Source organism: Myxococcus sp. CA056, from assembly GCF_013336715.1.
GTDB classification, from domain to species: domain Bacteria; phylum Myxococcota; class Myxococcia; order Myxococcales; family Myxococcaceae; genus Myxococcus; species Myxococcus llanfairpwllgwyngyllgogerychwyrndrobwllllantysiliogogogochensis.
Genome location: NZ_JABUMT010000003.1, coordinates 951,527 through 976,671, shown reverse-complemented (window position 1 = coordinate 976,671; position 25,145 = coordinate 951,527). Strand labels below are relative to the sequence as shown.

Here is a 25,145-nt window from a genome sequence, read left to right as displayed (position 1 = left end):
TCGCCGCCCGGTTGCTTCCACAGGAGACGAGTCATGGCTGAAGGCGTGTTCAAGGACGGGCTGCTGGCGGGCAAGGTGGCGTTCATCTCGGGCGGCAGCAGCGGCATCAACCTCGGCATCGCCGAGGCGTTCGTGAAGGCGGGGGCCAAGGTGGCCATCAACGGTCGCAATGTGGAGAAATTGGAGGGCGCGGTGAAGGGCCTCCAGGCCCACGGCACCGCCATGGGGGTGGCCGCGGACGTGCGCGACTACGCCTCCGTGGAGAAGGCGCTCCAGACGGTGCGCGACGCGTACGGTGAGATGGACATCCTCATCTGTGGCGCCGCCGGCAACTTCCCCGCACCGGCCCTGGGCATGTCCTCCAACGGCTTCAAGGCCGTCATGGACATCGACGTGCTGGGCACCTTCAACCTCTGTCGCGCCGGCTTCGAACACCTGCGCAAGCCCGGCGCCAGCATCATCAACATCTCCGCGCCCCAGGCGTACCTGCCCATGGCCATGCAGGCCCATGTGTGCGCCGCAAAGGCCGGCGTGGACATGCTCACCCGCGTGCTGGCGCTCGAGTGGGGCGGCGCCGGCGTGCGCGTCAACGCGATTACCCCCGGCCCCATCGAGGACACCGAGGGCATGCGCCGCCTGGCCCCCAGCGAGGAGGGCCACCAGAAGCTCGCCCAGGCCCTGCCGCTCCAGCGCTTCGGCACCAAGGCGGACATCTCGCGGCTGGCCCTCTTCCTGTCCTCGGAGGCCGCGTCCTACATCACCGGCTCCATCATGGTCTGCGATGGCGGCCAGTCCCTGTTGGGCGGCGCCGCGCTCATGGCGGCCATCGGGATGTAGCCCGACACAGAGGGGGATGGGGTGCTCACGACCTCCTCTGTGAAATTTGTTGTAATTGCAAACTTGTGGCCTGGGTCTACGTGGCGGGTGGCGATGTCTGGTACAAGGCATTGCAACCCGCGAGTGGAGTCTTCCCTGGGGGGGACAGCTCGCATCCCGGAGATCCGCATGTCCGTACGCCTTGCCCCGTCAGCCCGACTCCTCGGGCTGGCCGCGCTGTGTCTTGGCCTGTTCGTTGGCTGTGGTGATGACCCGGATCCGCAGCCCCTGCCCACGCCCTCGACGTTGCCGGACGCCACCGCATCCACGGTGGTCCTGACGCCGGCGAGGGACGTGCTGGCGGACGGCGCGGACCAGGGCACGGTCACTGTCACAGTGAGGAGCAAGAACGGCACCGCGCTCGCGGGGCGCACGGTGACGGTGGCGGTGGAGGGCGACGGCAACCTGGTGTTGCAGCCGGGACAGACGAACAGCCAGGGCGTCGCCGTGGCGACCGTGGTGACGGCCCACGCGGGGACCAAGCGGGTGACGGTCTCCGTCGCGGCCGAAGGGGGCGCGGTGGTGTTGGCCTCCCGGCCCTCGTTCAACTTCGTCGCGCTGGTGGCCACGCGGCTGGAGTTCATCCCCGCGCCGGTGGAGGCCACGGCGGGCGCGCCCATCACCGGCCTGAACGTGCGCTTCCGCGACGCTCAAGGTCGCCCCGTCCTGGGCGCGACGGCGGCGGTGACGTTGTCCCTGGCGGCGAACCCAGGGGATGTCGCGCTGGAGGGCACGCTCACGGTGACGCCGGTGGGTGGCACGGCGAGCTTCACGGACGTGGTGCTGAAGAAGGCCGGCGCGAACTTCCAGCTCAAGGCGTCGGCGGCGGGGATGGAAGATGCGACGAGCGCCGAGTTCTCCGTGGCTCCGGCCGCGGCGGCTTCGCTGGACATCGACGGGTTGGAGTCCACCGCCGTCGCGGGCGCGGCGCGCTCGGCGCAGGTGACGGTGCGTGACGCCTTCGACAACGTGGCCACGAACTACACCGGCACGCTGTCCGTGAGCTCCACGGATGCCACGGCCTCGCTGCCCGGGCCCCATGCCTTCACCCAGACGGATGCGGGGCGCTTCACCTTCACGGGGGTTGTCCTCAAGCGCGCGGGCAGCCATCAGGTCACTCTTCAGGATGTGAGTGTCGCCGCGCTGCGCGCCCAGCAGGACGTGGGCGTGGTGGCGGGGGAGGCGTCGGCGCTGGTGTTCACCCAGGTGCCCGCGTCGGCCTCGACGAGCGCAGTGTTGTCTCCCGTGGAGGTGTCCCTGCGGGATGCCTTTGGAAACCTCTCGGCGGTGGGGGCTCCTCCCGTGGCGGTGTCGCTGGTGGAAACAGGCGACCTCTCCGGGGTTCAGGAGGTCGCGCCAGTGGAGGGCGTGGCTCGCTTCACCGGGCTGCGGGTGAGCACGGAGGGCAGCTATCACCTCCGGGCGAGCGCGACGGGACTGACGGAGGCGAGCAGCACCGCCATCTCGGTCGTCGATGACGTGCCGCCCGCTCGGCCCGTGCTCTCGCTGGGGACGCTCGGCACGGAGTCGGCGACGGTGACGTGGGTGGCCGTGGGTGATGACGGCAGCGTGGGCCGGGCGACGTCGCAGACGTTGCGCTACTCGCTGTCCCCCATCCTCACCGACGCGGAGTTCGACGCGGCGACGCCGGTGGGGGGCGTGAATGCTCCCGCCGAGCCAGGCACCGCCGAGTCCGCGCAGGTCACCGACCTGGTCGCGAACCAGACGTACCATGTCGCGCTGCGGGTGACGGACAACCGCGGCAACTCCGCGCTCTCCAACAGCCTGTCCTTCCAGACGCTGAACGCCGAGGTGACGCAGCTGGCCTTCACCACGCAGCCGGTGAATGGGACCGCGGGCGTGTCGCTTGCGGGCGTGCGAGTCTCCCTCCAGAACGCGCAGGGCGAGGTCGTCACCACGGCCAGCCTGCCGGTGACGCTGTCGTTGGTGGGGGGCTCGGGCTTCGAGCCGAAGCAGGTCTCCGCCGCCTCTGGCGTGGCCCTCTTCTCCGACCTGCGCATCGACCGCGCGGGCACCTATCGCTTCTCCGCCAGCGCCAACGGGCTGACGGTGCAGAGCGATGAGTTCGTCATCGAGGCGGGAGCGGCGTCCCGACTGGCGCTCACGGGGCTCGTGGCGCCCGTCATCGCCGGCCAGTCACAGAGCGTGGAGGTGACGGCGTTCGACGGCTTCGACAACGTGGCCAAGGGCTACTCGGGCACCGTGCGCTTCACGTCCACGGACCCGGAGGCGGAGCTGCCCGGCGACTACACCTTCACCGCGCAGGACCAGGGACGCCACGTCTTCTCCGACGTCGTGCTGGCCAACATGGGCCTCCGCCGGGTGACGGCGACCGACACCGCCAACGCGCAGCTCACGGCCTTCATGGAGGTGGAGGTGACGAACGACGCCGCCCACCACCTGGACCTGGAGGGGCTGCCGACGCAGGCGGCGGCGGGTGGCAGTCACACGCTGACCCTCAGCGTGAGGGACCGCTTTGGCAACCTCGTCACGGGCTACACCGGCGAGGTGGACTTCGCCTCGGACGACCCTCGCGCCACGCTGCCTCCCGAGCACGTGTTCACCGCCGGGGATGCGGGCCGCTTCACGTTCAGCGTGACGCTGGAGAGCGCCGGCGAGCGCTCCATCACCGTGGCGGAAGTGGGCGGGGCACTGTCCATCACCCGGAGCACGCAGGTGTCCCCGGGGAACGCGGAGTCGCTGTCGCTGGTGCTGTCGACGGCGTCTCCGGCCGCCGGTCAGTCGGTGAGCGCGACGGTGACGCTGGTGGATGCGTATGGCAATCAGGCCGCCGGCTATCGAGGCACGGTGGCGCTGAGCGTGGCGCAGGACCCCGGGGCCACGGTTCCGGGGCCGTACACCTTCACCGAGACGGATGCGGGCCGGCACGTCTTCAGCGTGACGTTCGCCCAGGCGCAGGCGACCACGCTGTCCGCCGTGGACACCCAGCAGGCGACGTTGTCCGCCTCCGAGGCCGTGACGGTGAGCGCCGGCGTGGCCACCGCGCTGCGCGTGTCGGCGGTGACAGAGTCCCTGACGGCCGGTGTCGCCCATGTGTTCTCCGTCAGCGCGAGGGACCGCTTCGACAACCTGTCCCGCGACTACGTGGGCACGGTGCAGCCGTCGGCGACGGATGCCAACGCGGGGCCGCTCACCGCCCACACGTTCACCGCGGCGGACCAGGGGGAGCATGGCTTCACCATTGCCCTGCGCACCGCGGGCACGCAGACCGTCACCTTCACGGACGCCGCGCTCGCGGTGTCGGCGGCGCGCGAGGTGACGGTGGACGCCGCTGCCCCGGCGCGGCTGGGCTTCGTGTCCGCACCGGGCTCGGCTTCGGTGCGCCAGGTGCTCGCCGCGGTGAGCGTGGCCGTACAGGACGAGTTCGGCAACACCTCGTCCAGTGGTGCCCCGGTGGTGACGCTCTCGCTCTCGGGCGGCGGTGTGCTCGACGGTGACGTCACCGCCACGGCCGTCGCGGGCGTGGCGCGCTTCACCACGCTCTCGGTGGCCCAGGAGGGGGACTACACGCTGACCGCCTCCGTGTCCGACGCGAGCCTGCCGGCCGCCTCCAGGGCGCTGTCCATCATCGACGACCAGGTGCCCTCGCCGGTGGCCACGCTCGAGGCGAGCGTGGTGGGCGCTGACTCTGTGAGGCTGCGCTGGGTCGCCACGGGCGACGACGGCCAGCTGGGCCAGGCCTCGTCCTACCAGCTGCGCTACGGCCTGGCGCCGCTGAACGAGACGAACTTCGAGGTGGCCGTGGTGGTGCCCACGGGCACGCCGGGCCTGCCTGGAGCGCAGGAGGAGGCGACCGTCGCGGGCCTCGCGGTGGGCCGCACGTACTACTTCGCGGTGCGCGTGGTGGACGGCGCGGGGAACTCCAGCCCGCTGACGACCACCTCCCTGGACCTGCCCAGCGCGTGTGGCAGCCAGGTGTGCGCGCCCCGTGCGCCCGAGTGCTCCGAGTCGGGCGTGGAGGTGGTGACGTATGAGGCCACCTGCGAGATTCTGGCCGGTGAGCCGACGTGCGTTTACGTGCCCACCGCGTCAGCGTGCACCGGTGTGGATGCCGTCTGCTACCAGGCGGCGTGCACCACGGCGGCGGCGCCCGGAGAGCGCACGCTCATCATCACCGAGGTCATGGCCTCCCCGAGCACTGGCACGACGGAGTACATCGAAGTGACGAGCACGTCCGACGCGCTGCTCAACATCAACGGCCTCTCGCTCATCTCCTCGGCCACGACCACCGTCTCGGTGGACAAGGGCCCGGGCGCGGCCGTGGTGCTGCCGGCGCGCGGCATCCTGGTGCTGGCGAGCAACCCGGACCTCGCCACCAACGGTGGCGTGGACGCGGACTACGGCTATGGGAACGCCCTGGAGCTGGAGAGCACGGGCCAGCTGTCCCTGCGCGTCAATGGCGTGGTGATGGACGACCTCACCTACGACGAGGAGTTCCCGCTGGTGGCGGGCCGCTCCCTGAGCCTGTCCTCGGAGCTGGTGGGCAGCACCGCGAGCCGCTACTCCTGGTTCTGGTGCGCGTCCAACGACGAGCTGTCGGGCGGAGACCGGGGCACGCCGGGCCTGCCCAACGAGACGTGCGGCGTGGACATCCAGCCGCCCGTGGAGTTCTGCGCCATCGAGTCCCCCAAGTCGTTCCCGGCGGTCATCGCGCGCGGCTCCTCCCATGAGGTCACCAGCCGCGTCTACGAGCCGCAGGTGACGACGCGCAGCACGGCGGGCAATGACCACTTCCCGTACCTCGTCTCGGAGCTGGGCTACGGCACGGACGCCAACGCCCCGGAGTCCTGGACGTGGGTGCCCGCGACGCCGAACCCCAGCTACGGCGCGCTCGGCGGCAACGACGACGAGATGTTGGCCACCCTCCAGATTCCCACGAACGGGAGCTTCCTCTACGGCTTCCGCTACCGCTTCACGCGCGGCCCGGCGGGCGCTGACGCGTGGGTCTACTGCGACCAGAACGGCGTCGTCGCGCCTGGGGTGCCGGCGATCTACGGCACCGTAACGGTGGACGAGGTCATCCCGGTGGCGGACCACGTGGTCATCAGCGAGGTCAGCGGACGTGGCGCGACGTCCCAGACGGACGAGTTCGTTGAGCTGCACAACCCGACGAACCAGGACGTGGACCTGAGCGGCTGGATGCTGCAGTACAAGTCGGCGGCCGGCTCCACGTACACGGGCACTTTCGTGATTCCCGCGGGCAAGGTCATCCCGGCGCATGGCTACTTCCTGCTCGCGCACACGGGCTACACCGGAACCGGAGCGCTGGCTGCGGATGCGACGTGGTCCGGCTTCGACCTGTCGGCCTCCACGACGGCGGGCGGCCATGTCCGAATCGGCCGGAATTTGACGACGCCCTCGCCCATCGAGGTGGACAAGCTGGGGTGGGGGACGGCGAACTCGCCGGAGGGCTCCGCGGCCGGTCCGTTCCACCCGGCGGCGGGCGGCAGCATCGAGCGCAAGGCGCTGCCCACGTCGACGCAGGCCACCATGGCGGAGGGCGGCTCCGACGCGAGCCGGGGCAACGGTTCCGATTTGAACAACAACAGCGCGGACTTCGTGGTTCGCACCGGCCGCCAGCCGCAGAACTCCCTGAGCGGGACCGAGCGGCCGTAGTCCGCGGGACATCCTGAGCGGTACGGGAGGCCGTCCTGGCTGTACGCCGGGGCGGCCTCCCTGTCTTCCGAGGCTCAGGCGCGGCGGGCCCACTGTCGGCCAGAGTGCCGTCCGGCCATCAAAGGCTGCTGCCCGGAGGCGGCGGGCGGATTACCTTTGCGGCGCACACTTCCCGTCAGCAGCACGCCCAGGAGAGCAGCCCGTGCCTGAAACGCCTGTCCCCGACGCCGTCCGCCTCATCACCTGTCCGCCCGCCGAGTTCCGACGCTCCGGTGAAGCCGCCATGGAGGCCACCCGCGCCGGAATCGCCCGCCTCAAGGCGCTTCGCGCCCCCTTCGACGTGGTCCAGGTGCTGGAGCTGTACGACGAGGCCATGGCCTCGCTGGACGATGCGGGGGCCCGCGCGAGCGTCGCGCGGCACTCCCACCCGGAGGCCGCCATGCGCGAGGCCGCCGAGGCCGCCGAGCAGGAGCTGGAGACGCTCGCCACCGACATCCGCATGGACCGGGGCGTCTACGACGTGCTCGCCTCGTTGGACCTCTCCGGCCAGGACGCGCAGACGCGCAAATGGATGGAGAAGGTGCTGCGCGACTTCCGCCGCTCCGGCGTGGACCGCGATGACGCCACCCGCGCGCGGGTGAAGGCGCTCAACGATGAGCTGGTCCGCATTGGCCAGGAGTTCAGCCGCAACATGCTCCAGGACACGCGCGCGGTGTCCCTGCCGCCCTCCGCGCTGGACGGGCTGCCTGACGACTACGTCCGGGCCCATCCCCCGGGCGCGGACGGTCAGGTGAGCATCACCACCGACTATCCGGACATCATCCCCTTCATGACGTACTCGCGCGACGCGAAGGCGCGCGAGCAGATGTGGCGGGCCTTCCGCATGCGGGGCCACCCCAGCAACACGGACGTGCTGGAGCGCATGGTGGCGCGCCGTCACGAGCTGGCCACGCTGCTGGGCTACCGCAACTGGGCGGCCTTCGCGACGGAGGACAAGATGATTCGCGACGAGCAGGCCGCCGCGGACTTCATCGCGAAGATTTCCGACGCGTCCGGCGCGCGCATGCAGCGCGACTACGCCCTGCTCCTGGAGCGCAAGCGCCGGGACGTGCCGGGTGCCGCGCGCGTGGACCCGTGGGACCAGGCGTACCTGGAGGACCGCATCAAGGCGGAGCAGTACGCCTTCGACTCGCAGGCGGTGCGCCCGTACTTCGAATACACGCGCGTGAAGCAGGGCATGCTGGATTTGACGGCGCGGATGTTCGGCGTGACGTACCGGCGCATCCAGGACGCCACGGTGTGGCACCCGGACGTGGAGGCCTACGACGTGCTGGAGGGCGGCACGGTGAAGGGCCGCTTCTACCTGGACATGCACCCGCGCGCGGACAAGTACAAGCACGCCGCGCAGTTCACCCTCACCAGTGGCAAGTCCGACCGCCGGCTGCCCGAGGGCGTGCTGATGTGCAACTTCCCCAAGCCCGGCACGGAGCCCGCGCTGCTCCAGCATGACGACGTGGAGACGTTCCTCCACGAGTTCGGCCACCTGCTGCACCACATCTTCGGCGGCCACACGCGCTGGGCGGGCGTGTCCGGCGTGCGCACGGAGTGGGACTTCGTGGAGGCGCCGTCGCAGATGCTGGAGGAGTGGGCGCGCGACACGGCGAGCCTCCAGACGTTCGCGAAGCACTACCAGACGGGCGAGCCGCTGCCGGCGGAGATGGTGACGCGGATGCGCAGCGCGGAGGAGTTCGGCAAGGGCCTGTGGGTGCGCCAGCAGATGTTCTACGCGGCGCTCAGCCTGGAAATCTACCGGAGGGACCCGGCGGGCCTGGACGCCACCGCGCTGGTGAGGGAACTCCAGGGCACGTACACGCCGTTCCCCTACGTGGAGGGCACGTACTTCCACCTGTCCTTTGGGCACCTGGAGGGGTACTCGTCCAACTACTACACGTATATGTGGTCGCTGGTCATCGCCAAGGACCTCTTCACCGTGTTCCAGAAGCAGGGGATGTTGTCCCCCGAGCCCGCGCAGGCGTACCGGCGCGCGGTGCTGGAGCCGGGCGGTTCGGACGACGCGGCCAGGCTGGTGCATGCCTTCCTGGGTCGCGACTACGACTTCCACGCGTACGAGGCCTGGCTGAACAAGGCGGCGTGAGCGTCAGGGCGTGAAGGGGGGCGCCATTCCGGGCGCCCCCGCTGGGCCTACACTTCGATATTGATTTGCAGAATCAAGTAGTGCGTGTCCGTGCACGGACTGGTATGTGAGGCGGCGTCGGCCCGCGACCTGGGTCTTTCCGTTCCGCGGGCACTGGCTGGATGAAACCGTGAGCACACCTGACAGGCGTCCCTTTCCCCTCTTCGCGATTCTCGGTGTCGTCGCCGTGGTGGCCGCCGTAGCGATCGCCGTGAAGCTCCAGGGCGGCTCCTCCTCGGAGTCCGCGCCCGCGCCGGTGGCCCAGGCCCCCGCGGTGCTGGAAGCACAAGGCCGGACCTTCAAGCACGGCCAGGGGACCACCGTCGTCCCGCTGAATCCCCAGCGTGTCGTGGTCTTCGACCTGGTCGCCCTGGACATCCTGCAGGCGCTGGAAGTGGGCGTGCTCGGCGTCGCGGGTGACCAGTTCCCCCACCATCTGGCGCCGTTCGCCGACGCGAAGTACCTGCGCATGGGGACGCTGTTCGAGCCCGACTACGAGGCCATCCACGCCGCGAAGCCGGACCTCATCATCACCGGGGGACGCTCCAGCGCGAAGTACGCGAGCCTGTCGAAAATCGCCCCCACCGTCGACCTGCCGATGGGCGGTGTGAATTACATCGACACGGTGGTGGCCAACACGGAGCTGCTGGCGAGCATCTTCGGCAAGGAAGAGAAGGCCCGTGCGCTGGTGGCCCAGCTGCGGGAGTCCATCGCGAAGCTGAAGGAGACGACGGCGGGCCGAGGCAAGGGGCTGGTGGTGCTCGTCACCGGGGGCCGCATCAGCGCCTATGGTCCGGGTTCGCGCTTCGGCGTCATCCACGGTGACTTCGGCGTGCCGGTGGCCGCCGAGGGGCTCAGCGCGTCGCTGCACGGTGAGGTCATCGGCTCGGAGTTCATCCGGGAGAAGAACCCCGACTGGCTCTTCGTGATTGACCGTGACGCGGGCATGGGCCAGCAGGGTGGGGCCCAGAAGGTGCTCGACAACGAGCTGGTCCAGCAGACCACGGCCTGGAAGTCGGGGCAGGTCGTCTACCTGGACCCCCTGACGACCTATCTCATTGGCGGTGGCATCCAGGCGGTGAATGCCCTGCGGAGCCAGATTGCGGACGCCTACTCCGCGCGGGCCCAGTAGGCTGCCCGGGTCGTGAAACGCTTCATCGCCGCCGCCGCCGTCATTGCCCTGCTGGCCCTGGTCAGCCTGTTCATTGGCGTCAGCAACGTGTCGTGGGACTCGCTCTTCTCGCCGAGCTCCGACGAGCGCGCCCTCCAGGTGTTGGTCATCAGCCGCATCCCCCGGCTCCTGGCCGTCATGCTGGTGGGGACGTCGCTGGGGGTGGCGGGGCTGTTGATGCAGATGCTCGCGCGCAATCGCTTCGTGGAGCCCGCGACGGCGGGGTCGGCGGAGTCCGCGAGCCTGGGAGTGCTGGCCGCCACGGCCCTGGCCCCTCAGCTTCCCGTACTCGGGAAGATGCTCGTCGCGGCTTGCTTCGCCCTGGCGGGGACGGCGCTCTTCCTGCTCATCCTGCGCCGCATCCCCATGCGCTCGGTGCTCATCGTGCCGCTGGTGGGCCTGGTGCTGGGCAGCGTCTTCGATTCGGTGACGACCTTCTTCGCCTACCGGTTCGATCTGCTCCAGTCGGTCAACGCGTGGAAGACGGGCGACTTCTCCACCGTCTTGCGCGGTCGCTACGAGCTGCTCTGGGTGACGCTGGTCCTCACGCTGTGCGCCTATGTGGCGGCGGACCGCTTCACTGTCGTGGGCATGGGGGAGTCCTTCACCACCAACCTGGGACTGCGCTACTCGCGCATCGTCGCGCTGGGGCTCGTCATCGTCTCCCTGGTCACCGCGATGGTGGTGGTCACCGTGGGAATGATTCCCTTCCTGGGGCTGCTGGTGCCGAACGTCGTCAGCCTGTTCATGGGAGACAACGCTCGAAAGTCCATTCCCTGGGTGGCGGTGGGGGGCGCGGGCTTCGTCCTGCTCTGCGACATCATCGGCCGCGTGGTGCGCTTCCCGTACGAGATTCCGGGGGCGACCATCGCCGGAGTCATTGGCAGCGGGCTCTTCCTCTTCCTCCTGCTGAGGAGGGACGCCCGTGTCGGCTGACGGCCTCGTGGTGGTGAGGCGGCCCGAGCGCACCCTGTTCATCCTCGGGTGCGTGGCGATGGCCTGCGCGGCCCTGTTCATGCTCATCGACGTGGGCGGGCAGTGGGACTTCGTCCTGCCGTTCCGGGGGCGGAAGCTGGCGACGGCGCTCCTGGTGGGCTACGCCATCGCGGTCTCCACGGTGCTCTTCCAGACGGTGACGGGCAACCGCGTGCTCACGCCCGCGATTCTTGGGTTCGACAACCTCTACGTGCTCATCCAGACGTGCCTGCTCTTCTTCCTGGGCTCTGGCACGGTGGCGAGCCTGGACCCCCGGCTCCTGTTCGGCGTGGAGGTCCTCATCATGGTGGCCTTCTCGGGGCTGCTGTACTGGGGGATGTTCGGCGGGGCCCGGCGCAGCCTGCACCTGGTGCTCCTGACGGGCGTGGTGCTGGGGGTGTTGTTCCGGAGCCTGTCGTCCTTCCTCCAGCGCCTCATCGACCCCAACGAGTTCATCTTCCTCCAGGACCGCTTCTTCGCGAGCTTCAACAACCCGGACCAGGAGCTGCTCGTCGTCTCGTTCCTCCTGACGTTGGGCGTGTCCATCCTGGGATTCCGGATGCTGCGCACCTTCGATGTCCTGGTGCTGGGGAAGGAGACGGCCATCAACCTGGGTGTGGACTACCAGCGGACGGTGGCGCTCACCCTGGTGCTGGTGGCCATCCTCGTCTCCGTGTCGAGCGCGCTGGTGGGGCCGGTGACGTTCTTCGGCCTGCTGGTCTCCAATCTGGCGCATGCGCTGGTGCGCACGTACAAGCACGCGCTCATCCTGCCCGCCGCCGCGCTGGTCGCCGCGGTGGCGCTGGTCGCCGGACAGGTCGTCCTGGAGCAGGTCTTCGCCTTCGACACCAACCCGCGCGTCATCATCGAGTTCGTGGGCGGGCTGGTGTTCATCACGATGCTCATGAGGAAGTCCCCGAGATGATCGAGGCGAAGAACGTCACGAAGCGCTACGGCCCTACGCTCGTCGTGGACGACGTCTCCCTGCGTTTTCCCGTCGGTGGCATCACCTCCATCATCGGCCCCAATGGCGCGGGCAAGTCGACGCTGCTGTCGATGATTTCCCGCGTGTTGCCCATGTCCTCCGGCAACGTGCTGGTGGATGGGCTGGACGTCGTCACCACGCCGGGAGACGAACTCGCCCGGCGGCTGGCCATCTTGCGTCAGGACAACCACCTCACCTCACGACTGACGGTGCGCGAGCTGGTGACGTTCGGCCGCTATCCCCACTCGAAGGGGCGGCCCACGGTGAAGGACCAGGAGCACGTCGAGCGCGCGATTCAGCACATGGGCCTGGAGGCGCTCTCGGCGCGGTTCCTGGACGAGCTGTCGGGCGGCCAGCGTCAGCGGGCCTTCGTGGCCATGGTGCTCTGCCAGGACACGGACTACGTCCTCCTGGACGAGCCGCTCAACGGCCTGGACTTGAAGCACGCGGTGTCGATGATGAAGCAGCTGCGGACGGCCGCCAACACGCTGGGCAAGAGCTTCGTGCTGGTGCTGCACGACCTCAACTTCGCGTCCTGCTACTCCGACCACCTCATCGCGATGCGGGACGGCAAGGTCGCGTTCCAGGGGCGCTCGGAAGACATCATGCGGCCGGACGTGCTGCGGGCTGTCTATGATTTGGAGATCGCCATCCAGCAAATCAATGGCGACTGGATTGCCACGCATTACCGCTGACGTCGCGCGGCTTATTGCCTCGCGGGCTCATGATGAAAGGATGATGGAGGCATGCGGTCGGCATGACTCCGCGCGAGCGTGGATGGGAGAGCCTCCGGTGACTCGAGAGGAGAGCGACCCGTGCATGAGTCCGATTTCGAGAGGGGTTTCAGGAACGCCCCTCGGTTGATGGCGCTGGTGTTGGCGGCGCTGTTCATTCCGGGGCCTCGCGCCCAGGCCTACCCCATTCCCCCGGAGACGCTCTGGGGACTGACCGAGGAGGCCGAGTGGGTGGTGTGGGCGGACGTCGAGGAGGCATGGCCGTTGCCGAAGGATGAACGCGAGCGCGCTCAAAAGGAGGACTGGGAATCGGGCCATGTCGCGCGCCTGCGCGTCCGCGAGGCGTGGAAGGGGAATGCCCGTCAGGGCGAACAGCTTGAGGTGCATTGGATTGAACTGGCGTGTCCGGCACCCGCTCGCTTCGAGAAAGGGCTCGCGGTGGTGGCGTTCCTGACGCACAGGGCCGGCAAGTGGCGCGCCGTGGCGAAGTCGTACGGGACGCGCTATCCGGCGAGCAATGATGACCTGGAGGCCTATCGCCGCGCGGTGACGCTCGCGAGGAACGCGCACGAGAAGTGGACGCAGGAGCGCATCGTGGGGCGGAGCGGGAATCTGGAGGCGGCGCGGGTGGACTGGCAGGTGCGCGTGTCCGCGCATCCCGCGACGCGCTGGGATGGGTTGTACGGGCTGGTGCCGGAGGGGGACTCGGCCCGCGCGTTCTACGATGGACGCGTCAGGACTCCCGTGGTGTTGACCGGCGCGCAGCGCGAGCAACTGGCGCGGGGGTTCGTCGAGCGCCCTCCGCTGGACCGGGCCCTTCCCATGATGCTCAAGGCCCTGCGGGGGCATGCGGACAAGGAGGTGGACCTGAGGGCCGCACGCGCGCTCGAGACAGCGCTCACCCTGGACGGACCCCCGGGCTGGGTACCCCGTGCCTTCAGCCTGCTCCGTGAGCGCTTTGGAGAGAAGCTCCCGCCGCGAAGGGCGCCGACCCAGGAGGAACTCATGACCCGGATGCTTCTCGATGGGCTTTCGGGGCCCAGCCACGAGGAGCTGGAGGGGTTCATTGAGGAGTGGACGCGCTTCAAGCAGCGCCATCAGTTGACCCCGGCACTGCTGCCTCTGCCGGTGGAGCCTCCCGTCCCTGGCACAGGGGGCGACTCACCGCTCTGAGGCGTCGTCAGTTGCGTCCCCACTGCCGGGGGCGGGTGAAGCGCAGGAAGCCACCGGCCTCTTCCTGTCCAATCGTCTCCGCCTCACCGCCGAAGTAGCGCGCGCGAAGCTCCACCAGCTTCGCCTCCAGCGCCTCTCCGGACAGCTCCTTCGCGAGCGCCTCCCGCTCCGCCATGTACTTCGCGCCCGCGTCCCAGCGGGCGTCCCGGCTCTGGTCCAACGTGTCCCAGCGCTGGAGGGCCTCGTCGTCCAGGCCCATCTCCTTGCGGACCGAGCGCAGGCTCCTGGCGCGCTCGTCGGCCGGCATGGCGCCCAGGTCCGTCTGCACGGAGGGCAGGTCCAGGAAGCGGTTCATCAGCTCCTGCTGGTGGCGCTCCACGTAGGCCGCGGCCTGCTCACCGTGCACCTCCTGGAGGCGCTCCTTGTAGGTGGACAGCTTCTTCTCCAGGCTCACGCCTTCCTGCGCGCCGAGCGTCCGCAGCGTGTCCGCGATGGCCTGGTTCTTCCGCTCCGACGCCCAGATGCGCTCGGCGTTCTCCTTGCCGAAGAGGCGGTGGCGCGCGTCCCACGTCGCCGCGCGGCGCTCCGTGTCGCCCAGCCCTCTCAAGTACGACTCGCTGTCCCGGACCCACTTCTCGTAGTCCACGCGGTTGCGCAGCATCGCCGCCAGCGTGTCGTAGTGCTCCGGGAAGTTCGCCTTGAGGAAGGCCAAGAGCTCCTGCTCCCAGCGGTCCGGGAAGCGCTCCTGGAAGAAGCGCATCAGCTCCTCCACCATCCGTATCTGGAGATATGGCTCGTGGAGCTTCGCCCCGTACTTCTCTCGCAGCGACGTCGCGAGCGCCTCCAGCTCCGCGTCCACGGCACCGGGCACTGGGGCAGGGGAGGGCATCACGGGTGGCGCGGTGACGGCCGAGGGACGGGCCGTGACAGGGGCCTGCCGCGTGGCCGCGCCGGAAGTGGACGGCGAGGCGAGCGTCGTGGGCGGGACAACCGCCCCGGTGGGCCGGACCAGGCCCCAGCCCAGCACGCCACACGCCACGGCCACCGCGCTCACCAGCAAGACCTTCGTGCGCTGTCGCATGAATCCACTCCCTGGGGCACGGTGAAGAACGCCGGGAGGCCAGATGACGGGCCTCCCGGCGATGGACGACTCAGCGCGGGGTCAGTCGACCTTCGCGATGTAGTCGATGATGGCCGCGTAGAACTCCATCTCGCTGAACGTGTCGGGCCCCAGGCCGATGACGTCCAGGTGGTCCTGGTTGATGACGCTGGACATGGAGGTCGACTGCAGCGCGCTGGGCGCGTTGATGTTGGACACGTAGCCCAGCGCGGAGTCCTGGGCGATGAGGTCCGAGCCCAGGCGCTCCGTGTAGCGCAGCCGGTAGCCCATCTGCTGCGAGTTGATGCCCACCAGGCCGTCGTCATCCTGCTCGGACCGGTTGCCGTCGCCCTTGCCGCCGGCGCCGTCGTTGTCGCAGTCATCGGCGCAAGCGCCGTCGCCGTCGATGTCGAACAGGAACTCACGCACCACGAACAGCGCGGGGTTCACGCTCAGCCCCTGCTGCGCGGTGATGAGCGACGCGTAGTGGGACGCGTAGGACGCGTTGATGGGGTTGGCGATGTTGAAGGCCTTCGCGCCCGTCGTCTTCCCGTCGTTCGCGTCCGCGTCGTTGTAGATGAGCGCCTTCACCGCCGCGTAGCCGTCATTGCCCGGGGCATAGACGACGTCGCCGTAGAAGCGGAACAGCGCGTCCAGCACGCTGGTGATGCCCGGCCCCAGGTCCAGGATGTACTTGGCGACCGGCGAGCCACGGTGCGGCGAGGACACGCTCACCAGCGCCTTCACCACCGTGTAGCCCTTGCGCTCGCGCAGCACGCGCGCGGCCTTGCGCACGTCAATGCCACCCTGCGAGTGGCCCACCAGATTCACGTAGGACGAGCCCGCGGTGGCCATGAAGCCCTCCACGTCATTGGCCAGGTCCAGGCCGCGCACGTCGGAGCTCTGCACCGGCGGCACCGCCGCGGCGAAGGCGCGCTGCCCGCTGTTCAGGCCGCTGTTGCACGACGTCTCGAACAGCTCGTTGCACGGGTCACCCACGAAGGTGCCGTAGTCGTCACCCCAGTAGTCATACCCGAGGATGTCGTCGAAGCCTCCCAAGCCATGCGCGAACACGACGGGGTAGGTGGTCTTCTCCGCGGCGGTGGCCGGACTGACGACGCCCAGGACACCGAGCGTCAGGACTGCAAGGAACAGCGGCTGTTGTTTCATGGGGGACTCCTGGCTTTGGGAGGAACGCCTGCTGCAACCGATGCACGTCGGAACAGAACCCCGGGAGCCGGCCTCACTCAGAGGCACCCTGCGACTCAGCCCAACCCCACGACCGAGCGAATCCCGAAGAACCGGGAGATCAGTGCCTCAGGATTGATTCCAGAGTCAACACGTCGCGCTGCGTTGGCTTCACGCGGCGAGCCGTCTGTTTGCTGGCGCACTGCGTTGTGTGTGATTGCGCGGTGCGCTGTCTCAATGCGTCAATTGTTGCGCGTCGCGTCGCGACTCGCTTCACACGGGCGGATCGCCCCCCGTCGCCGGAGCGGTCAACGGGGGGCGCGGCGCGGCCTTACGGCTCCACGGGCGTCTGCTGGATGCGCCAGATTTCTTCCGCGTACTGCTTGATGGTGCGGTCCGAGGAGAAGATGCCGGCGCGCGCCACGTTGATGATGCACTTGCGCGTCCAGCCCTCGGCGTCCTGGTAGGCGCGGACGACCTCATCCTGCTTCGCCGCGTAGGCCGCGAAGTCCGCCAGCACCAGGTAGCGGTCCTCTTCCAGCAGGCTGTCCACCAGCGGCTTGTAGAGGGCGCGGTCCTCCGGGGAGAAGAAGCCGGTGGAGATGAGGTCCAGCGCCTCGCGCAGCTCCAGGTTCTTCTCGTACTCGTCGCGCGGCCGGTAGCCGGCGCGCTTGCGGGCAATCACTTCATCGGCGGTGAGGCCGAAGAGGAAGAAGTTCTCGTCGCCCACCGCCTCGCGAATCTCCACGTTGGCGCCGTCCAGCGTGCCCAGCGTCAATGCGCCGTTGAGCATCAGCTTCATGTTGCCCGTGCCAGAGGCCTCCATGCCCGCCGTCGAAATCTGCTCGGACACATCCGCCGCCGGGATGATGCGCTCGGCCAGGCTCACCCGGTAGTTGGGGGCGAAGACCACTTGCAGCCCCGTCGTGCCCGCGTCGCTGTTGACCACCTCGGCGATGCCGTTGATGAGCCGGATGGTCAGCTTCGCCAGGTGGTAGCCCGGCGCCGCCTTGGCGCCGAAGAGGAACGCGCGCGGGTGGATGATGGTGCTCGGGTCCCTGCGCGCCCGCATCCACAGCGCGACGATGTGCACCGCGTCGAGCAGCTGCCGCTTGTACTCGTGCAGGCGCTTGATCTGCACGTCGAAGATGGCGTCGGGGTTGAGCCGCACCGAGCGGAGGTCCCGGATGTGCTGGGACAGGTCTTCCTTGTTGGCGCGCTTCACCTCGCGGAACGCCTTGCGGAAGGCCGGGTCCTCCGCGTGCGGCTCCAATTCGCGCAGCTTGTCCAGGTTCGTCGCCCAGCCCTCGCCGATGCGGGAGGTAATCAGCTTGGACAGGCGCGGGTTGCACCACGCCAGCCACCGGCGCGGCGTCACGCCGTTCGTCTTGTTGTTGAAGCGCTCCGGGTACATGGCCGCGAAGTCCGGCAGCACGTCCCGGCGCAGCAGGTCCGTGTGCAGCGCGGCCACGCCGTTGATGCTGTGGCTGCCCACCACCGCCAGGTGGGCCATGCGAATCTTCTTCTCCGGGCCCTCCTCCACCAGGCTCATCCGCCGCTGCTTCTCCTGGTCATAGGGGTAGCGAATCTGCACCTGGCGCAGGAAGCGCTGGTTGATTTCGTAGATGAGCTCCAGGTGACGGGGCAAGAGCCGCTCGAATAGCGTCGCCGGCCACTTCTCCATCGCCTCCGCCAGGAGCGTGTGGTTCGTGTAGCCGAACACCGCCTGCGTAATCGACCAGGCCTCGTCCCAGGGCAGCCGCTTCTCGTCCACCAGCACGCGCATCAGCTCCGCCACGCCGATGGCCGGGTGCGTGTCGTTGAGCTGGATGGCCGCCTTCTTGGGGAAGTCCCTGAAGTCCGTGTGGTTCTTCAGGAAGCGCCGGACGATGTCGGCGATGGAGCACGCGACGAAGAAGTACTGCTGCTTGAGGCGCAGCTCCTTGCCCGCCTGGAACGCGTCGTTCGGATAGAGGACCTTGGAGATGACCTCCGAGTCGTTCTTCTCGACGACGGAGCGCTCGTAGTCGCCCGCGTTGAAGAGCAGCAGGTCGAACTCCTCGGACGCGCGCGCCTGCCACAGCCGCAGGGTGTTGACGGTGTCGTTGTGGTAGCCGGCGATGGGCGTGTCGTAGGGGACGCCCACCACCGTCTTGCCACCCACCCAGCGCGCCACGGGCTTGCCGTCCGGACCCTGGTGGTGCTCCACCCGCCCGAAGAAGCGCACCGGCACCGCCTTCTCCGGCCGGACGATTTCCCACGGGTTGCCGAACTTGAGCCACTCGTCGGCGCGCTCCACCTGGTAGCCGTTGACGATGTCCTGCGTGAAGATGCCGAACTCGTAGCGGATGCCGTACCCCATGCCGGGGTAGCCGAGCGTCGCCAGCGAGTCCAGGAAGCACGCCGCCAGGCGCCCCAGGCCGCCGTTGCCCAGGCCCGCGTCCGGCTCCATCTCCAGGAGGTTGGTGAGGTCCACCCCCACCTCGCGCATGGCCTCGGACGCGGCGTCGTGCATGCCCAGGCTCAACAGGTTGTTTCCCAGCGCCCGACCCAGCAGGTACTCCGCGGACAGGTAGTAGGCGCGTTTGACGTCCTTCTCGTAGTAGGTGCGCGCGGTGCGGACCCAGCGGTCCGCCAGCCTGTCTCGCACCGCGAGGGACAGCGCCATGAAGCGGTCGTGCGCGGTGGACGTCTCGTAGTTCTTCCCACGCGAGTAGCGCACGTGGTCCAGGAACGAGCGGCGCATGGACGTCGCGTCGCTCCCGGTGCGGCCGCTGTCGTCATTCGAGTTCGACGCCGCGGGACGGGACTGCGGGGAAGCGGAGGCGGGAGAGGCCATGTCGCGAGAGGTCTCCATCCGGGTGTGACTTCGGGTGGGAAGGCTGATGCGGGGTGTCAGGGTAGCGCAGCCCTGGCGGACGTCGCATGGGAAAGCGCGGAGCCAGGAAGGGGAGGGATGCTCCCTGGGAAGGACCTGGGACGTCCAGGAGCGAAGCGCGATGCGCGCCCATCCGCCTGCTTTCCCACAGCGCTCGCGTGGAACGGGCGCCCCTGGCAGGCCGGTTTGATGTAGAAATCAACGGTCATGGCCTTCCCGAAGAATGACTTGGACCAGCGGCTCGCGCTGGTGCGGCCCGAAGACACGGTCCGCGGCCTCATCTTCAACGCGGTGCTGACGCTCGCGGAGAAGCAGCTGGGGCCGGACACGGCCGCCCGGCTGCGCGAGCCGCTCTTCAAGCGCTCACCGGTGGACTTCTTCTCCTACTCCGCGGTGGACGCCATCCGGTTGCTGTACGCCACGTCTGACGCGCTCGCGAAGGCGGGGCGCTTCACCTCCCAGGAGGACGCGGTGCGCGCGTGTGGCGCGGCCGCCGTGACGGGCTTCTTCTCCTCCACGGTGGGCCAGACGCTGACGCGGCTGATTGGCAAGGGCGACCCCAAGCGGCTCCTGTCCAACGCGCCCACCGCCTACTCCACGCTGGTGAGCTACGGGCGCCGGGAGTACTCCGTGCTGAGCGAGCGCCACGTGCGCCTGTCCTTCCACGGCGACATGCAGCCGGTGCAGTTCCACGAAGGGGTGCTCCAGGAGGCCCTGAAGGCCATCCAGTGCAAGGGCACCGTCGTGGGCACGCCGCACGGCTACTTCGCGGCGGACTACGACATCGTCTGGGAGTAGTCCGCTGTCGGCCCCGGTGCCGCCTCAGGGCGCCGCGGGGGCCTGTCCGGCGACGGCGGCCACGGAGACGGCCTCCATCTGTCCCGCGAGCTCCTGCGCCTTGGCGAGGAAGTCCGGCAGGAGCGTCTTGGGCAGCGGGTCCGCGCGGGGGAACTGCTGGTTGAGCGGGTTGGTGTAGCCGCCGCCGCGCTTCATGCCGAAGTGCAGGTGCGGTCCGGTGGAGCGGCCGGTGTTGCCCGAATAGGCGATGACCTGCTTCTGGCTGACGCGCGCGCCCACGCGCACGCCCTCACCCACCTTCGACAGGTGCATGTACTGCGTCTCGAAGCCGTTGGCGTGGCGCAGGACGACCATGTTGCCGGCCGCGCCGGCCCAGCCCGCCTGAGTCACCGTGCCGTCCGCCACGGCCCACACGGGCGTGCCGATGGGCGTGCCGTAGTCCACGCCGTTGTGGTTCTTCAGGTACTGGAGCACCGGGTGGAAGCGCGAGCCGAACTTGCTGGTGACGTGCGCGTACTTCAGCGGGCTCTTGAGGAAGGTCTTCTTCGCGCTGGCGCCGTCCTCCTGGAAGTAGTTGGGCTGCCCGTCCGGCAGGACGTAGCGGTAGACCTTCTTGGGGCCGACGAGGCCGCCGACGTACTGGGCGGCGAGCACCTCGCCGTAGCGCAGCACGCGGCCCTTGGAGACGAACTTCTCCACCAGCGCCCGCGCGGTGTCGCCCTTGCGCACGTCCCGGTAGAAGTCGATGTCCCAGGCGAACACGTCCGCCAGCACCATGCCGATGGCCGGGTCCTCGCCCGCGTCCACCGCCGCCTCGTAGAGCGACGTCTGGATTTCGAGCGAGACGACGGACACCTGCTTCTCGACTTCGATGGAGCGCTTGCTGCCCACGTACTTCTCGCCGTCGCGGCGCACCTGCCACTCGTCGACGAGGCTCTGGCGGTAGTCGAAGAAGTCCAGCTCGCCATCGCGCAGGACGATGCGGAACTGGTCTCCCACGCGGGACTTGCGGAAGTCGAACACGCCTTCCAGCGCGGAGATGACCGCGGTCACCTGGGCGTCGGGTAACTGGGCCTCATGCAGCGCGCCCGCCAACGTCTGGCGCGGTTCAATCCGGCGATTCTTGATGTCGTACCGGACGGCGGCCTCGGAAGCGGAGGACACGGTCAGCAGGGCGGCCAGGGCGAAGAGGGGGGCAAGTCGCATGGGGCGGGGAGCGAGTGTAGTGGACACTCGCGCCCCTGCCCAACTGGCGGCTCGGGTTTTTCCCGAGCCTGCCTGCCTGGCTGCTTCGCCGAGTCAGCTCCGGCGCCGGCGCCGGGCCATGAGCAGCAGCACGCCGAGCATTCCGAGAGGCCCCGCGAGCCCCGCGCCGCCCCCGAAGCTGGTGCAGCCCGTGTGTTCACCGGGGCGCTTGGGAGGCTCGGGCACGGGGCCGGCGTCGGTCCCCGCGTCGGAGCCGGCGTCAGTCCCCGCGTCGGAGCCGGCGTCGGTCCCCGCGTCGGAGCCCGCATCAGCGCCGGCGTCCGGTTCAGGGTCGGGGCCGGCGTCCTGGCCCGCGTCCACGACGACGGGGCGTGGCCGGACGGTGACTTTCACCGGGGCGGAGGCGGAGAGCTCCGCGTCACTCACGGTCAGCTCGAACGTCAGGTCCGTGTCCACCTGGACGGTGGGCGCGGTGAAGCCCGGCCGCTCCGGGTCACTCACATCCAGCGTCACGGTGGGGCCCGTGAGCTGCTTCCAGGTGAATGCCAGCGTGTCTCCATTCGGGTCGGTGCTCCCCTCGCCATCGAGCGTCACCGGGTCGCCACTGAAGACGGTCTGGTCCACTCCGACGACGACGCGGGGATGGCAGGTGCCGACGTCCGCGGCGAGCTTCAGGAAGGGCGGCGCGGTGGCGCCCTGGACGGTGATGTTGTCGATTTCCCAGCCGTGGGCCTCGAGCGCCAGGGCCGAGCCCAGGCGGAAGCGCAGCTTCACCGTGCTGCCCTGGAGCCGGGTCCCGAAGTCCAGGGTGACGGTGTTGGTGTTGGGCCAGGCCGCGTTCTCCTTCACGTAGGCGAGTCTGCCCCCCAGGTTGTTGCCGGTCTCCGTGTCGAGGGGGCCGCCATAGTCCAGGCCCGCGGTGACGAGGGTGCTGACGTCCTGCCAGGTCTGACCATTGTTCCGGGTGAACTCGATGACGCCCCCGTTCCAGTAGTCCGTCACGCCGGTGTGCTCGCTGGTGAAGTAGGCGAAGGAGTGGCGATGCTCGAACGACAGGCTGAACCGCCTGCCAGCGGGGATGACCATCTCCGGGGTCTGCAGCGCCGTGTCCGCGAAGTCGAAGGCATCCTGCGCGAACCAGATGCGGTCCCCCGGAGCGCGCGGCGACTCCTGGATGCGCCAGGTCTGGCTTGCTTCACCTTCGAGCACGTCGGGCACCCAGGTGCTCCGGTGGCCCTCGACCCTGTCCGTCACGGACGGGACCAGGTCATAGTCGAGCTGCGCGGTGTGCTGCTGGGTGGAGGACGTCTGGCAGGAGGTGGCGCTGTCGAGGGTGACGTCGTAGCGCGCGATGCTCGCCGAACCCACCGAGAGGGCCAGCTCGACTGGAATCGAAACCGTCCGGGCCGAGAACGGCGCCACGACGTCCACGGTGACGAAGTTCCCCTGGGGGAACAGCAGGGTCGTCGGGCCGTTGGAGACCGTCACTCTCGCGGAGGAGGCGTCGGCGGGGCCGTGGTTCCTGACGGTGACTTCGATTCTGCCCGTCTCCGCGCCATCCAGCACCCCGTCGTGGTTGTCACAGGAGCGCGCGCCTTCTTTCAGCGTGACGCCCTCCAGCCTCAGGTCGGATTGAAGGTGCTGGGCCTCGACGAGCCCGCTGAAGCCCACGGAGTCGCGTGGCGGCGACACCGCGCAGGAGCCGGCGCCGCGGTCCGCGAAGGCCTGGGCCAGCAGCTCCATGTCCTGGAGGTCTTTCGCCGCGGCGGCCATGAGCAGCGCGTCCCGCTGCTCCGTGAAGGTGGCGTCCACCGGCGCCAGCATCATCCCGGTGACCACATAGTCGGCCATGCGTCGCCTGGCCTCGGCGAAGGAGGGGATGCGCGGCGAGTTCCCCCGGCTCTGCGCGACCAGGGCCAGGTAGCCATCGAAGAGCATGCTGGCCCAGACCTCGCCGGCGTTGTGCATCTGGGCGTTCCCAAACGCGTTGGAGCGCACCGGGTGGGTCGCGGGCAGGGCGGTGCCCTGGGTGATGTGCCGGAACCTGAGCGCGTTCTTCGTCGCCAGCCGCGAGTAGGGAATCCGACGGACACCGAAGTAGGAACTCTCCCCCCGGAGCTGGGCCGCGAAGCCGCCCACCGCGAACGTCCCATCCAGGTTGTCATTCTCGCGCAGCATCAGGTGGAGGGCCGTGAAGTCACTCCAGCCTTCACTCATGGCGTCGCACTGCGGCGTCGAGCATTCGGCCAGGCGATGGAAGAGCACGTGCCCCCACTCGTGGGCCACGATGGTGTTGTCCAGGGTGCCATCCCTGTCGGCGCTGGCCGCGCGCCTCATGGTCCCCTGCGAGGGGCCCTGCGCGAGCAGCGCCTTGAGCGCCTGTCCATCCTCGTAGGAGAGGGACAGCACCGGAAGTGAGGGATTGGGCGCCGGGTCTCCCTCGAACAGGGTGGGCGCCGGGGCACCGGGGACGTGATTGATGACGATGAGGCCCGCCGCCAGGGCGGCCTCCGCGTGGATGGCCTTGCGCTCGTCCGTGCAGCCACCCCGGTTGACCACGATGATGGCGTCCTCCGCGTTGGCATTCACCAGCGGCTGGCACCCGTCTTCTCCAGGCGCCTGCCCGTCATCCGCGAGGACCAGGGGCTTCTGCAGGTTGAAGTCCCGGGCGCCAAACGCGGCCTTGCCGGTGGTGTATGAGAAACCCGTGCCGGAGAACGCGCGGACCTCGGGTGTCTCCCAGAGGTAGAACTCCAGCCGGGGAGACACCCCGTCCGAGGGGACGAAGGCGAAGGCATTGTTGCGCGCCCGCGCATCCGGCCCCTGGTTCTGGGCCTCGGCCAGCAACCTGTCGTTGGCCTCTCCGCCTCGATTCAGGTTGTCGGTCTGCGTGTTGCCCGCCTGCTCATCGAAGCCAGAGAGGTAGAAATAGTCGTGCAACCAGTTGGTGGTGTAGAACAACTGGACCACCGACGCGGATGTCTGTGTTTGAGAGGCCAGGGGGGCGGCGCTGGTGTCGTATTCATGCGGGAAGTCTCGCGTGCCTGGCGTGACGAACGCTTGCGCGTCCTTCCCGGCGGGACCCTCGGAGAAGCCGTCCGGGCTGTAGTGGTCGGCGTAGGCCCACACGTTATTGCCAGCGGTCCGGGTCGCCCCGGCGGGCAGCCACGGGTCCACCTGGAGCGTGCCGGGGTGGACCAATCCCTCCGCGGACACCTGTATCGGCTGGGTGAATCCCGGCTCCCGTCCGTCGGGTTCGCCTTTCGGGTGAGGGGTGTAGTCGTCCTGGGGGCTGTCCAGCGGGACGCCATTCGCATCCGCCCAGACGCGGTACGTGAACGCGTCCGCCATGACGCGGTCGCGGCGATGGAGCACGCGCCCATCCTCCACGTGGAGCAGGTAGCCATGTCCTCGCGGGTGTTCATCCCCCGCGCGCTCGGCGAGGAGCTCCACCGAGTAGGCTGGGAGCAGCTGACCCCTCACGGGGACGTACACCTGCCTGACCCGGGCCGGAGTCACCAGGGAGACACCGGAGCGCTTGTCCACGCTGTCGGGCACGAAGTCGAAGAAAGAGCCCCCCGCCTGGGCGTGACGCACCTCGTGGACTTCACCCGCCAGGGATTGGCCATACATGTCCCCGAGCGCGCTCAGCACCGCCTCGCCAGGGGACTGGCGGGGACTGGCGGTCGTCAGGGGGGAGCCGGCGAGCTGCTGGGCGCGCTCCACCCCACGACTCAGGTGGCCCGTGAGGCCCACGAGCGCCAGGTCCCGGGTCAGGAGCACCTTCAACTCATTGCGCACCACCTCCAGGCCCGCGACGCGCTGCCTGAAGAAGACGATGATTCCGCCCCGGCCAATGTCATGCACGCGATGGACATACGCCGCGCGCAGGTCGGCCGGGGACAATCCATACAGCGGCGCCTGCTGCTCCAGATAGGCACGCGCGGCCGCCTCGGGGGTGTCATGGCTGGGATTCGGGCGCGACGTGGCGCGCTCGGCCCACACCAGGGTCGGAGTGTTCCGGTCCACGTCGCGAGAGACGACCGCGACGGAGGGGAGCGCCGCGGCGCTCCCGACCTGTCTGCTCGGGTCGGGAGCGCTTCCCGTGGGGAGTTCCACCGCACACCCTGTGCCTATCGCCAGGGCCCACACCACGGTGGGAACACTGCTCACAAGACTCTTGGCCACTTGACCCCCCACGGATTCACTG

General features: G+C 69.0%; 15 protein-coding genes. 10 read left to right on the top strand and 5 right to left on the bottom strand.

The annotated features are described in order from the left end of the window. Positions 1-33 precede the first annotated feature (33 nt). From HUA76_RS18465 to HUA76_RS18430, 8 genes are all read left to right on the top strand, one after another. Positions 34-837 (top strand): SDR family oxidoreductase, encoded by an 804-nt coding sequence (locus HUA76_RS18465; protein ID WP_174452978.1) that lies wholly within the window; start codon positions 34-36, stop codon positions 835-837. 168 nt (positions 838-1,005) lie between these two features. Next, on the top strand, positions 1,006-6,534 hold the full coding sequence (locus HUA76_RS18460; protein WP_174461592.1) for a lamin tail domain-containing protein: 5,529 nt from the start codon (positions 1,006-1,008) through the stop codon (positions 6,532-6,534). A gap of 202 nt (positions 6,535-6,736) precedes the next feature. Continuing rightward, a complete protein-coding gene (locus HUA76_RS18455) occupies positions 6,737-8,689 on the top strand; it encodes a M3 family metallopeptidase (protein ID WP_141645393.1) in 1,953 nt (650 codons plus the stop codon). A gap of 169 nt (positions 8,690-8,858) precedes the next feature. Further along, a complete protein-coding gene (locus HUA76_RS18450) occupies positions 8,859-9,860 on the top strand; it encodes a siderophore ABC transporter substrate-binding protein (protein ID WP_174461591.1) in 1,002 nt (333 codons plus the stop codon). A 12-nt stretch (positions 9,861-9,872) separates the two neighbouring features. Then, positions 9,873-10,835, top strand: coding sequence for an iron chelate uptake ABC transporter family permease subunit (locus HUA76_RS18445; protein ID WP_174461590.1), 963 nt, complete (start codon positions 9,873-9,875; stop codon positions 10,833-10,835). After that, a complete protein-coding gene (locus HUA76_RS18440; protein WP_371823492.1) occupies positions 10,825-11,799 on the top strand; it encodes an iron chelate uptake ABC transporter family permease subunit in 975 nt (324 codons plus the stop codon). The genes HUA76_RS18445 and HUA76_RS18440 overlap by 11 nt, the downstream gene beginning before the upstream one ends. After that, entirely contained in the window at positions 11,796-12,554 is a 759-nt protein-coding gene (locus tag HUA76_RS18435; protein ID WP_141645396.1) for an ABC transporter ATP-binding protein, read from the top strand. Before HUA76_RS18440 ends, HUA76_RS18435 begins: the two co-directional genes overlap by 4 nt. 120 nt (positions 12,555-12,674) lie before the next feature. Further along, a complete protein-coding gene (locus HUA76_RS18430) occupies positions 12,675-13,766 on the top strand; it encodes a hypothetical protein (RefSeq protein WP_174461589.1) in 1,092 nt (363 codons plus the stop codon). Positions 13,767-13,773: 7 nt separating this feature from the next. On the opposite strand, the gene HUA76_RS18425 is transcribed toward HUA76_RS18430, so the two are convergent. The 3 genes from HUA76_RS18425 to HUA76_RS18415 form a co-directional block, all read right to left on the bottom strand. Continuing rightward, on the bottom strand, positions 13,774-14,847 hold the full coding sequence (locus HUA76_RS18425; RefSeq protein ID WP_174461588.1) for a hypothetical protein: 1,074 nt from the start codon (positions 14,845-14,847) through the stop codon (positions 13,774-13,776). Positions 14,848-14,928: 81 nt separating this feature from the next. Next, positions 14,929-16,035 carry a triacylglycerol lipase gene (locus tag HUA76_RS18420; protein ID WP_174461587.1) on the bottom strand — a complete coding sequence of 369 codons (1,107 nt, stop codon included), beginning with the start codon at positions 16,033-16,035 and terminating at the stop codon, positions 14,929-14,931. 349 nt (positions 16,036-16,384) lie between these two features. Next, entirely contained in the window at positions 16,385-18,799 is a 2,415-nt protein-coding gene (locus tag HUA76_RS18415; RefSeq protein ID WP_254614276.1) for a glycogen/starch/alpha-glucan phosphorylase, read from the bottom strand. Here HUA76_RS18415 and HUA76_RS46080 point away from each other — a divergent pair. Continuing rightward, on the top strand, positions 18,798-18,920 hold the full coding sequence (locus HUA76_RS46080) for a hypothetical protein (protein ID WP_256433081.1): 123 nt from the start codon (positions 18,798-18,800) through the stop codon (positions 18,918-18,920). The two genes, HUA76_RS18415 and HUA76_RS46080, sit on opposite strands and share 2 nt — an antisense overlap. A 218-nt stretch (positions 18,921-19,138) precedes the next feature. After that, positions 19,139-19,729 carry a DUF2378 family protein gene (locus tag HUA76_RS18410; RefSeq protein WP_174452983.1) on the top strand — a complete coding sequence of 197 codons (591 nt, stop codon included), beginning with the start codon at positions 19,139-19,141 and terminating at the stop codon, positions 19,727-19,729. A gap of 24 nt (positions 19,730-19,753) precedes the next feature. Here the strand turns inward: HUA76_RS18410 and HUA76_RS18405 are convergent, their stop codons facing one another. Together HUA76_RS18405 and HUA76_RS18400 are read right to left on the bottom strand one after the other, a co-directional pair. Beyond that, positions 19,754-20,935 (bottom strand): M23 family metallopeptidase, encoded by a 1,182-nt coding sequence (locus tag HUA76_RS18405; protein WP_141645402.1) that lies wholly within the window; start codon positions 20,933-20,935, stop codon positions 19,754-19,756. 93 nt (positions 20,936-21,028) lie between these two features. Further along, positions 21,029-25,123: a M36 family metallopeptidase gene (locus HUA76_RS18400; RefSeq protein ID WP_174461585.1), complete on the bottom strand. Its 4,095-nt coding sequence runs from the start codon at positions 25,121-25,123 to the stop codon at positions 21,029-21,031. Positions 25,124-25,145 lie beyond the last annotated feature (22 nt).